This is a genomic window from Bacillus cereus group sp. BfR-BA-01350 (genome assembly GCF_022663775.1).
In the GTDB taxonomy this organism is placed as follows: domain Bacteria; phylum Bacillota; class Bacilli; order Bacillales; family Bacillaceae_G; genus Bacillus_A; species Bacillus_A paranthracis.
The window spans coordinates 551353-563615 of the sequence record NZ_JAKUGD010000003.1 but is presented as its reverse complement, the minus strand read 5'-3'; the positions used below and the strand labels follow the sequence as shown (position 1 = coordinate 563615).

The following is a 12263-nucleotide window of genomic DNA, read 5'->3' as shown; positions in this document are numbered from 1 at the left end:
CCATCTAAATATCGTTTCACTGCTTGAATTTTTTCTGTTGAAGAAAATTTAGCCATAAAAAATGCACCTCCAATTGTTAGACTGTGTCTAACAATTGGGGTGCACTTCAAATTATCCAGCAGCTTTTTCCGTATTTTTATCACCATGCTTTTGTTTTTTTACACTTGTAATGTAAATGAACAGGAAAGCAATAAGTAGTAGAGAGGAATAACGATATACAGTTGCGTAGTTTGTAAAATGTGCAATGAATCCAAAAATAATCGCGCCAGCACCAATTCCAAGGTCAAATGCTGAGAAGAATGTAGCTGTTGCGACTCCTCGTCGGTGCGGTGCTACTCGGTCAATCATCCACGCTTGTAGTGCAGGTTGAATCGCTCCGAAACCACTTCCGTAGCATGCTGCTGCAATAATTAAGCTTGGAATGGTAGTTGTATACGACAATAAAATAATACCTGTAAACGTAATAATAACTCCTGGAATAATTACGAAGGAATGACCTTTCGCATCATATAACTTTCCGGAAAATGGACGAGTAATAGCGATTGCAAGTGCATTAAATAAGAAGAAGAGGCTTATATCAGCAATGCCGACTTCCGTAGCAAATAACGTAATAAAGCTTCCGATTCCCCCGTACATTAATGTAATACATAATATTAATAATGAAGGAAGTAAAGCTTTGCGCTCAATAAATCCATCGAGAAAGGTACCAGATGTTTGCTGTGGTGATTGCGGCGATTTTTTGATTTGAAGTAGTTTCGTTAATATTAATGAAACAATTGTACAGGAAAGTGCACATAAAAAAAGAATCGTGAAGTTATATGTTTGCATAAGCCAAAGTCCGATAAGTGGACCGAGCGCCATTGCAATCGTTCCAGAAAGACCGAAATATCCCATGCCTTCACCGCGGCGAGCTTGCGGAATTAAATCGGAAACGACAGTTCCATATGTAGTCGTTGTAATACCAAAACCAGCTCCGTGTAAAATTCGAACGGCAAGCAATAGGAAAACAGTTGAAGCGAAAAGATAACTACCCATAGCGAGTAAACAAATAGCAGTACCGATCATTAAAATGATTTTTTTGCTGAATTTTTGCAAGGCATTTCCAGTTAGCGGTCTAACAAAAAGTGCCGCAACAGTAAACATACCGACAACAAATCCAATATTGGAACTTGTACCTCCAATTTCTTTCACATAAACAGGTAAAGTCGGAATTAACATTTGAAATCCTAAAAACATACATAAGTTTGCTAGAATTAGCGCGACAAATTCTTTCGTCCATAACGGTTCTCGTTTTACGAGTATTGCTTCTCCCATGTATTCATCCCCTATATAAAAAATTTCTCTTTTCTTTCGAGTATATGTATTGGCCAATGTAACAGTCAAGGAAGGTGCCTTGAAAACGTACAACAATTTTCGAGGTAAAAAACTGACAAATTTGTGGAAAGACTACACAACTATGAAAAAAAGATGTAAAGTATAGATGTATAGACTGGTAGTTGCTATGAATGATAGAAATTGTTTTTTCTTTAAAGAAAGCGGATTCAAAAAGTAGTGAATGAGAAGGGGATATATACTTTTTCGCTACATATATTTGAAAAGGTTTACAATATGATGAAGAAAGAGGCGTGTACATATGAGACGATTAGGTATTTCTATTTATCCAGAACATTCAACAGTAGAGAAAGATAAAGAGTATTTAACATTAGCAAGTAAATACGGATTTACTCGTGTATTTACATGTTTATTATCTGTAGATGGTGAAAAAGAGAAAATTATAGAAGAGTTTAAAGAAACGATTTCTCATGCAAATGCATTAGGATTCCAAGTGTTAGTTGATATTAGTCCAGCTGTTTTTGAGCAATTAGGTATTTCATATAACGATTTATCGTTTTTCCATGAACTAGGTGCGTACGGTATTCGTTTAGATGTTGGTTTCTCAGGATTAGAAGAATCAATTATGACGTACAATCCGTATGGCTTAAAAATTGAGATCAATATGAGTAACGGTACGAAGTATGTAGATAACATTATGAGTCATAGACCAAATCGCGAAAATTTAATTGGTTGCCATAATTTTTATCCGCATCGTTATTCTGGATTATCATATGATCATTTTATGAAATGCTCGAAACAATTTAAAGATTACGGTATGAGAACGGCTGCTTTTATTTCATCATTTGATGCAACATATGGACCTTGGCCAGTAACAGAAGGATTATGTACGTTAGAGCAGCATCGTGAATTACCAATGACAACACAAGCGAAGCATTTATTTGCAACAGAATTAATTGATGATGTTATTATTGCGAATGCTTATGCATCAGAAGTAGAATTACAAGCACTAGGTGCATTAAATAAAGAGAAACAAACATTTGATATAGAGTTATATGATACAACGACAGAACTAGAAAAAATTATCGTATTAGACGAACCTCATTTTTATCGCGGGGATGTATCTGAATATATGATTCGCTCTACACAAAGCCGTGTGAAATATAAAAAAGAAGAGTTTAAACCTCATCATACACGTGAAATTAAGCGCGGCGATCTTCTAATTGATAATGAGCAATATGGCCAATATAAAGGTGAATTGCAAATTGCATTAAAAGATATGGTGAATACAGGAAAAACAAATGTAGTTGGTCGAATTGTAGAAGAAGAGATTTTCTTATTAGATTATTTGCAAGCATGGGATAAATTCGGATTTACATTAAAGAAATAGATAAGTTAAAAAAAGGAAAAAACTACTGATCTCAGCAGCTTTTTCCTTTTTATATATAAATTGCGAGAGGAAGAGCTATGACAAAGGTGCATCAGCGATTAGTTTCTATTTTAGAGGAGTTTTTAGAAGAGAAATCGATGTTAAATCGAGCTTTTTTAGCGAACCGTTTACATGTATCAACGAAGACGATTCAAAAAGATATAAAATTATTAAATGATATATTGGAAGAAAATGGAGCGAAAATTGAATCGCAAAGAGGGACTGGATATGAACTAGAAATTATACAAGCGAAGAAGTTTGAAGAGTTTTGCGTGAGTCTATTTCAAAAACAGACAGAAAAAATCCCAACTTCTTATGAAGAAAGGATAGCGTACATTCTGCAACGTATTTTAACCACCGAGGGATATGTGAAGCTTTCACAGTTAGCAGAGGAGATTTATGTAAGTAAATCGACTGTAAATTTAATTATGAAAGATGTTACAGATATATGTGGTCGCTATCAATTACAAATTGAAAAGAGACCTTATTATGGTATACGTATTGTTGGAGAGGAGTTTCATATTCGTTCTTGTTTATCACAATATGGTTTACCGCGTTATGACCATACTCCGTTTCATGAGCAATTTGAGCAGAGTGATACATACTTATCGTTACCTCATATACCGCTTATCCGTTCGATTATATTAAAGTATATCGAAGGAGGAGCGATATATTTATCAGATATAGAAATTGATAATTTAGTCATTCATATTGCAATTGCATTAAAGCGTTGTGAAGATCAACATTATATGAAAGGACTACATGTAGAGCAAGCTGAATTTATAATAAAGAAAGAATATACAATTGCGAAAGAGATTTTAGGAGAGTTAGAGAAAGAGTTGCATTTTTCATTCCCAGAAGAAGAAGTTTTATATGTGACGATGCATTTATTAAGCACTGCTGTTACAACGAAAGATCGTTATGAAAATGTGGAAGAACTATTAGGAAAAGATCTATATGCATTCATGCAACATATTCTTTTTAAAGTAGCGGAAGAACGGAATCTTATTTTTTATTATGATGAAGAATTATTATTCGGGTTTGGTGTTCATTTAAAAACGTTATTAAACCGTTTGAAGTATAAGTTAAATACGAGAAACCCTCTTTTGGCAGAAGTGAAAAAGAATTATCCGTATGCTTTTGAAATTGCGGTTCTCGTTGGGGATATAATTGGTGAATATACAGGTGAGCCGATTCCGGAAAGTGAAATTGGTTATATTGCCATTCACTTCGGCGGAGCAATGAGCCGTTTACAGGAACAAAATCAAAAGAAGAGATGTTTATTAGTTTGTGCGACTGGTCAAGGAAGCGCCCAGCTATTGAAATATAAAGTTTTATCACAGTTCCGAGATAAATTAGAGATTGTAGGGATTACAGGCTATTATCAATTGAAAGTAGAAGATCTCTACAAAGAAAAGATAGATTGTATTATTAGTACGATTCATATACCAAGTGGTTTACCTGTGCCTGTTATAAAAGTAAACTCAATATTTGATGATAAAGAGATTAAGTCAATTGGTCAGCAGTTGTTTACGCATGTGAATAATAGTGTACAGCAATATATGAAGGAAGATTTAATCTTTTTAAATCATATTGCTTCTACGAAGGAAGAGGTTATCCAATTTTTATGTGAGAAAGCCGCTGAGAAAAACTATGTACCAGAACACTTTTATGACTCTGTTATGGAAAGAGAGAATACATCCCCTACAGCAGTTGGGAATTTAGTTGCGATTCCACATCCGATGCAGTTATTAAGTGAGAAAACATTTTTGATGTTTTGTACACTTAATAAAGCGGTTGACTGGGGAGATAAGAAAGTACAAGTTATTATTTTATTTAGTGTAAAGCGCAATAATAATGAAGATTTACAAAAGCTTTATGATTTTTTATATGATATTATGTCTAATCAAAATACGATAGAGAAATTAGCTCAGGCTGAAGTGGTTGAAGATTTTCAAGAGATATTATTATCGTTATAAGAGAAGTATATAAAAACTTCCGTTACACAACGGAAGTTTTTTATGTTTAATTGTATGCGTTTTCATAATAAGATAACAATATAGAAAAAAGATGGCTTGGGGGAATTTAAAATGACTAATATGCAAACTCCATTTGCGTTAATTTTACATGGTGGCAACGCGAGAAGCGCGTCACTTGAAGCAATTGCTTTTGCAAGACAAGGAGATTTTGAGAGTGCGAGTGAAAAGATGACACTTGCTAGGGAAGAAATTTCAGCAGCTCATCGTATTCAAACAGACTTAATTCAAGAAGAAGCAAGAGGAAATCATGCAGAAATCAGTTTACTGTTAGTGCATGCACAAGATCATTTAATGAATGCAATTACAGTGAAAGAACTTGCTGAAGAATTTATCACTCTTCATAAACGAATAGAAGAGAAAGTGACAGTATAAGATGTACATTTTATTATGTTGTGCAGCAGGCATGTCAACGAGTATGGTTGTAAGAAAAATGCAAGAAGAGGCAATGAAACAAGGGAAGGATTATAAAATTAAAGCAGTTGATTCAGAACTTGTGAAACTGGAAATAAAAAATGCTGATGTTGTTTTAATTGGTCCGCAAGTGAAATATTTATTTCCAGCCGTAGAGTTTCTTGCAAATTCATACAATATACCAGTTGCGATTATAGACCAACGAGATTATGGCATGTGTGATGGTTTGAAAGTATTGAAACAAGCAGAACAATTAGTTTTAGCATAATTATATTTTTTTAAATATAAACATTATAATGTTATAACTTTATTTCATTCTTTCATAGAAAAGAGAAAGAGGAGGGGTTTTGATGAATGGTTTTATGAGTTTTATGGAACAAAAGATTATGCCAACAACACAAAAGATTGCCGGACAGCGACATTTATTAGCAATTCGAAACGGGGTTATTTCTACATTACCGTTAACGATTGTCGGATCATTTTTCGTTATCTTTTTAAACTTACCAATTGATGCATATATGGAGTGGATTGCACCGTTTCGCCATATTTTAGATATTCCATTCCGATTTACGGTAGGACTAATGGCATTATATGCAGCATTTGGGGTAGGGGCTTCGCTCGCGAACTTTTATCAGCTCAATCAGTTAAGTGCAGGGTTATTATCTGTACTCGCCTTTTTACTAGCATCAGTTGAACCAATTCAAATTACGAAAGCCGTACCAGGTGTTATTGATGCAGGTAGATATATTTCAGTAGGAACATTAAGTGCAACATCTTTATTCGGCGCAATTGTTACAGCTTTAATTGCAGTAGAAATTTATCACTTTATGATTAAGCATAATATCTCAATTAAATTACCAGATAGTGTACCACCAGCAGTTTCAAATTCGTTTGCAGCATTAATTCCAACGTTAGCAGTTATTCTTTTATTCTGGGGTATTCGCTACGGTTTGAAATTTGATGTAAATACAACAATCACATATTTAATCGCACCACTAAAATCAGTATTAGTAGGAAATAATTTATTCGGCGGTTTATTAACAGTATTCTTAATCGTATTCTTCTGGTCATTCGGTATACATGGCCCTGCGATTTTAGGACCGATTATTCGTCCAATGTGGGATTCTGCAATTCTTGAAAATATGGAAGTATTCACAGCTACAGGAAATGCACATCAATTACCAAACTTATTTACAGAGCAATTTATTCAATGGTTCGTATGGATTGGTGGATCAGGTTCAACGTTAGCTTTAGTAATTATGTTTATGTTCTCTAAATCTAAGTTCTTAAAAGAGTTAGGTAGATTATCATTCGTGCCAGGCTTATTCAATATTAACGAACCAATTATTTTCGGGGCACCAATTGTAATGAACCCAATCTTAATTATTCCGTTCGTTATTACACCGTTAGTGACAACGACAGTATCATATTTCGCAGTTGTTTCAGGTATGATTCCGATGATGATGGCGAAACTGCCATTTACGATGTTAGCACCAATTGCAGCGATTATTAGTACGGACTGGACAATTATGGCTGGTGTACTTGTACTTGTTAACTTTGTTATCTCATTCGTTATTTACTATCCGTTCTTCAAAATGTATGAGAAACAACAATTAGCAGGAGAGGAGAAAGAAAAATGCTCGGAGCAATTATCATCTTAATTACATTTGTAGCGGGGCAGTGTATTGCACATTATTCAAAATGGGTACAAAGTAAATCTTTATTAGTTTTACTACTAGTATCAATTGTATTTATCGGTAGTTCAATGGGTGCCTATGTAATGCTAAGCTTACAATCACCGTACGTAATTATTGTACCAACGATTTTATGTGCAACATGTTTATCTGCAAAATATAGATTTACGAGCATGGCATTAATACAACGTGTGAAGGAGATGCAAAAGCATGGAGCGTAAATTAGGAATTTCACTTTATCCAGAGCATTCAACGAAAGAAAAAGATATGGCATACATTTCGGCAGCGGCACGCCACGGTTTTTCAAGAATATTCACATGCCTATTGTCTGTGAATCGACCGAAAGAAGAAATTGTAGCTGAATTTAAAGAAATTATTCATCATGCGAAAGATAACAATATGGAAGTTATTTTAGATGTAGCTCCAGCTGTCTTTGATCAGCTCGGTATTAGTTATAGTGATCTATCATTCTTCGCAGAGTTAGGTGCAGACGGTATTCGATTAGATTTAGGGTTTGACGGATTAACTGAAGCGAAAATGACGAATAATCCGTACGGCTTAAAAATTGAGCTAAACGTAAGTAACGATATTGCGTACTTAGAAAATATTCTTTCGCATCAAGCGAATAAGTCAGCTTTAATCGGTTGTCATAACTTCTATCCGCAAAAATTTACTGGACTTCCGTATGACTATTTCATTCGCTGTAGTGAACGCTTTAAAAAGTATGGTATTCGCACAGCAGCATTTATTACGTCACATGCAGCTAACATCGGCCCATGGGATATTAACGACGGATTATGTACATTAGAAGAGCATCGTAACTTACCGATTGAGGTACAAGCGAAACATTTATGGGCGACAGGGCTTATTGATGACGTTATTATCGGAAATGCTTATGCGAGTGAAGAAGAGTTAGAGAAACTAGGAAACTTAAATCGTTACATGTTACAGCTGAAAGTAAACTTTGTAGACGAAGTAACTGAAGTAGAGAAGAGGGCGACACTGCAAGAGTTACACGTAAGACGCGGCGACATAACAGAATATATGGTACGTTCTACAGAAGTACGTAAGAAATACAAAGACTATGACTTCCCGGTGCGCGAAAGTGTACGACAGGAAAGAGGGCAAGTTGTAATTGGAAACAATTCATTTGGTAAGTATAAAGGTGAACTACAAATCATTCTAAAAGAAATGCCGATAGATGAACGGAAAAATATTGTCGGTACAATTGCAGAAGAAGAGTTATTCTTACTAGATTATGTAGGAGCTTGGACGCAGTTTACTTGTGTGGAATAGGGGAGAGAAGGAGAGGATGCTGTGGCATCCTTTTTTTCTGTTGAAATGGTAGTCTATCGTATATAGAATGCAAAGAGATAGACTTAATTTGGACGGGAGAGAAGGAGATGGAAGAGTATATAGATGATTTATTAAGGCGGATGGATGATGAAGAAGCAGGTATTCGGCAATGTGCGTATGAAGAAGCGAGGGAGTTAAATGATTTATCGCTTTTTTCTTGTTTCCAAGAGAAAGTAACGGAAGCACGAAAAGTATATATAAAAACGAGCCTTTATTTTTTAATTACACAACTTGCAATAAATACTAGAGAGATGTATATTGCAGATTATTTGATAAATCGGTTAGAAAGTGAAGAAAGCAGGGTAGTGTTGGATAGTATGCTTATAGATTTAAGTAAATTATCGGAAGCGAGCAATGCACATAAAATTATTCCTTACATATATCATAAAAATAGTGGAGTTCGTTATTCCGCTGTCATTGCTTTAAAGTTGTGTAAATCGTTAGAAGCAGAAGATGCCTTATTGAAGTTACTTACAGTGGAAGAGAATCGAGATGATATTATAAATATATGTGCTACTTTACATGAGATTGGAACAAAGCGATCAATTTTATCTTTAACGAAACTTTTACACAGCGATAGTGCTTATATTCGTTCGGCAGCCATTGAGACTTTGGCAGAAATCGGAAGAACAGACTTACAAATAGTTTATATTGATGCTTTATCTGATAGAAGTGTCATGGTGAAATATGAGGCCATTCGAGCTATTTATGCATATGGAGATGAAATGGCGATTAAGCCAATTTGCGAACGTGTAACGAAAGTTGTTTCTAGAAGACGTAAAAATCAAGTAGAGTCTATTGATGAATCAGAAATCCTCATTGCTCTTCGTTTCTTACATAAGTTTGCTAATCATGAAGAAGTTCTAAAGACATTTGATAAAGTGTACAAAAAACGTGGAAACTTGTTTGTGTCGGAGAGGAAATGGCTTCGAGATAATATTACTTACTTTCAAGAGAAAGAGAGAATGTAAGAATTATAAAAAAGAGTTAGCCTCAATGAGACTGACTCTTTTTTTACAAACTAGTTTAATACTTTAACTGTAACTGTTTTACGTCCCCAGTTACTTGATGTACCTTTGTCTGGCATTAAAACGTCGATTTTATTTCCTTTAATAGCTCCACCAGTATCACCAGCGATTGCTACTCCGTAACCTTCAACCCATACTTTTGAACCTAATGGAATGACACTTGGATCAACTGCGATTAGTTTCATGTTTGGATTAGCTGTTAAGTTGTGACCTAAAGCTGATTTTACTTGGTCGCCTGCTTTATAACCATTTTCAAGTGGATCTGCTGTGTAAGCTGTTGCTACAACGCGTAACTCACGAGAAGATGATGGTGCACTTGTTTCAGTTTCTTTTGCAACAGGTTGTTGTGTAGCTGGTTTTTGAGCTTTAGCCGCTTCACGAGCTTTAGCTGCTTCTTGAGCCTCAGCTGCTTCTTGAGCTTTAGCTGCTTCACGAGCTTCAGCTGCTTCTTGAGCTTTAGCTGCCTCTTGAGCTTTAGCCGCTGCTTGAGCTTCAGCTGCTTCTTGAGCTTTAGCTGCTTCACGAGCTTTAGCTGCTTCTTGAGCCTTAGCTTCTGCTTGAGCTTCAGCTGCTTCTTGAGCTTTAGCTTCTGCCTGAGCTTTAGCTGCCTCTTGAGCCTTAGCTGCTTCACGAGCTTTAGCCGCTGCTTGAGCTTCAGCTGCTTCACGAGCTTTAGTTGCTTCCTGAGCTTTAGCTTTTGCTTGCATTTCAGCTACTTCACGAGTTTTAGTTGCTGCTACAGTTTTAGCTGTATCTTGAACTTTCGTTGTTTTTTCAACTTTTACTGCTGGTTGAACTTTAACTGGAGCTTTACCTGTTAAGTAAGGAACATGAACGTAAGCTGTTTTTCCGTTATATTCAAATTGGATCCAATCATTTTCAACTTGGTGTGTTGTTTCAATTACATCATCTTGTTTCAATTTACCAAGAATTTCTGAGTCTGTGTTTGCACCAGCACGTACGTTTAATACGTTAGCTGTTACGTAGTAAGTGTCTTTTGTGTAGTCAGCGCTAATGAAAGCTTCTTTACCGCTATTCAATTTTACTTTTGACCATCCGTTTTCTGTATGTAAAACGTTAACTTTATATCCATCTAATAATTTTCCTACAACTTTTGATTCAGTAGTTGGGTTTTCTCGTACATTTAGTACATCAGTCGTTACAAACGTTTCTGCTTTAGCAGATGTTGTGAAAATCCCAAGACCAAAAACCGCTGCTGTTGCTATACCCATAAATTTTTTCATAATAGCCTCCATTGCATTTGTTTTCGTTGACCTCATTATAGCAACCATTATTTTCTTATTTGCGAAAAACATAAAATTACAAAGCTTTCGTAACGGGTCATTAATATTTTGTAATAATTCCAGTAATATCCTAAAAGCGCTTTCTTATAGTTTTTAGGGGAGGTTTGAGCATGTGATGCATAAAAAAGGTAGTATTTCAATTTCTGATAGGTTAATATTATTTCTATAGTATTACGTAATTATTTCGTAATCATTACAAAAATGACGTATTTTGCTGTCGGAACAGAAAAGTAGTTATGTAAAAATAACTATTTTAGTTGTGGAGAAATAAAAATGAGGTGAAATTTAATAAAATATCGCTATAATTGTTACAAAATAAGTCGAGGTATGGAAAAAATTACGCCTTGATTTTCGACTTTCACATAGTATTTTTGCAATAATAGGATTCTATAATAGATTTAGTAGATTAAAATAATGAAAGATGTTTATAACGTGAAACATATATAATAGAAGAAACATGATTTAATAGATAAATAAAAAACGTAGGAGTGTAAACTCCTACGTTTTTGTTTATTCATATCGTAAACATTCAATTGGATCCAGTTTTGCAGCTTTGTTAGCTGGTAGTAGACCGAATATAATACCGATTAACATGGAGATACCTACTGCAAGAAGTCCAAGTTCTTTTGAGACAACGAGTGGCCATCCGGCAAAGATGGAGACGATCCAAGCGAAGAAGATACCGAGCATGAAACCAATGAAACCACCGAGTCCTGTTAAAATACAAGATTCAATTAAGAATTGTGTTAATACTTTACCACGCGTTGCACCAAGAGCTTTACGAATACCGATCTCACGTGTACGCTCTGTTACAGATACAAGCATAATGTTCATTACACCGATACCACCAACAAGTAAGGAGATAGCGGCAATACCACCGAATACCATTTTCATCATACCGATTGATTCATCTAATTGCTTCGTAAATTCACCTAAATCTTGTGCTTCGAATTTGTGCTCAAATTTAGGAGCTTTCATTTCGTTTAAAACAGAAACGGCTTGTTTTTCTACACTTTTACGTTCGGCCGGAGAGGTCATTGTTAATCTGACAGAGTCATACTCAGTTACTCCTGAAATGACAGGCGCGTTTTCAAGTGATGTATAACCTTCAGGCATAGGCATTCCGAAGTCGTTTTTCGTTTCGTATACACCGACTATTTTATACGGCTTTCCTTTTATATCTGTGTATTGATTTGATTCCCAACCACTAAATAATTTATTGAAAGCTTCTTCATTTAATATAACAGCAGGGATTGCTTGGTTTAGCTCACTGTCGTTTAATTCACGACCGTGAACTAATTTTATCTTCGAATCTGTCATAAAGGCGCCTGTTCCGCCTTTTAAATCAAGATTTACATCTTTTGAACCAGCAGATGCTTTTACTTTCATACTTACATCTGGATACACATCTTTAACGCCTGGTACAGTTTGCAGTCGGTTTAGCATATCAGCTGTAATTTTGGCATTATCTGTTCCATAGTCAGGATTGTTGTAGTAAATCGTTACTTCGTTATCTTTTCCTTGGCCTAACTCTTTTTTAAACTTTGCGTTTGTACCATCACCCATTGAAATGATAGTAATGATGGCACTAATACCGATAATAATACCTAACATCGTTAAAATAGAACGCATTTTATGAGCAAAGATAGAGGAAAGGGCCATGCGTATAT

General features: G+C 35.3%; 11 protein-coding genes. 8 read left to right on the top strand and 3 right to left on the bottom strand.

Features of this window, described 5'->3' with window-relative positions:
• Window positions 1-111: 111 nt before the first annotated feature.
• Window positions 112-1314, bottom strand: coding sequence for an MFS transporter (locus MR147_RS10575; RefSeq protein ID WP_242304088.1), 1203 nt, complete (start codon window positions 1312-1314; stop codon window positions 112-114).
• 319 nt (window positions 1315-1633) lie between these two features.
• On the opposite strand from MR147_RS10575, the gene MR147_RS10570 reads away from it, so the two are divergent.
• The 8 genes from MR147_RS10570 to MR147_RS10535 all read left to right on the top strand — a co-directional run bounded on the left by MR147_RS10570 (window position 1634) and on the right by MR147_RS10535 (window position 9232).
• Complete coding sequence (locus MR147_RS10570; RefSeq protein WP_001253343.1) at window positions 1634-2722, top strand: DUF871 domain-containing protein; 1089 nt, start codon at window positions 1634-1636, stop codon at window positions 2720-2722.
• A gap of 77 nt (window positions 2723-2799) precedes the next feature.
• Complete coding sequence (locus MR147_RS10565; RefSeq protein ID WP_074608972.1) at window positions 2800-4740, top strand: BglG family transcription antiterminator; 1941 nt, start codon at window positions 2800-2802, stop codon at window positions 4738-4740.
• A gap of 111 nt (window positions 4741-4851) precedes the next feature.
• Entirely contained in the window at window positions 4852-5172 is a 321-nt protein-coding gene (locus tag MR147_RS10560) for a PTS lactose/cellobiose transporter subunit IIA (protein ID WP_074608973.1), read from the top strand.
• Window position 5173: 1 nt separating this feature from the next.
• Entirely contained in the window at window positions 5174-5479 is a 306-nt protein-coding gene (locus tag MR147_RS10555) for a PTS sugar transporter subunit IIB (protein WP_000275647.1), read from the top strand.
• Between the two features lie 82 nt (window positions 5480-5561).
• Window positions 5562-6872, top strand: a complete 1311-nt coding sequence (locus MR147_RS10550; RefSeq protein ID WP_074608976.1) for a PTS sugar transporter subunit IIC — start codon at window positions 5562-5564, stop codon at window positions 6870-6872.
• On the top strand, window positions 6848-7126 hold the full coding sequence (locus MR147_RS10545; protein ID WP_000900037.1) for a hypothetical protein: 279 nt from the start codon (window positions 6848-6850) through the stop codon (window positions 7124-7126). Before MR147_RS10550 ends, MR147_RS10545 begins: the two co-directional genes overlap by 25 nt.
• Window positions 7116-8201, top strand: coding sequence for a DUF871 domain-containing protein (locus MR147_RS10540; protein WP_074608977.1), 1086 nt, complete (start codon window positions 7116-7118; stop codon window positions 8199-8201). The genes MR147_RS10545 and MR147_RS10540 overlap by 11 nt, the downstream gene beginning before the upstream one ends.
• 107 nt (window positions 8202-8308) lie before the next feature.
• Complete coding sequence (locus MR147_RS10535) at window positions 8309-9232, top strand: HEAT repeat domain-containing protein (protein WP_242304086.1); 924 nt, start codon at window positions 8309-8311, stop codon at window positions 9230-9232.
• 50 nt (window positions 9233-9282) lie between these two features.
• On the opposite strand, the gene entC is transcribed toward MR147_RS10535, so the two are convergent.
• Together entC and MR147_RS10525 are read right to left on the bottom strand one after the other, a co-directional pair.
• Entirely contained in the window at window positions 9283-10656 is a 1374-nt protein-coding gene (gene entC, locus MR147_RS10530) for a cell wall-binding protein EntC (protein WP_242304097.1), read from the bottom strand.
• 447 nt (window positions 10657-11103) lie between these two features.
• Window positions 11104-12255, bottom strand: a complete 1152-nt coding sequence (locus MR147_RS10525) for an ABC transporter permease (protein ID WP_002020451.1) — start codon at window positions 12253-12255, stop codon at window positions 11104-11106.
• Window positions 12256-12263: the final 8 nt, after the last annotated feature.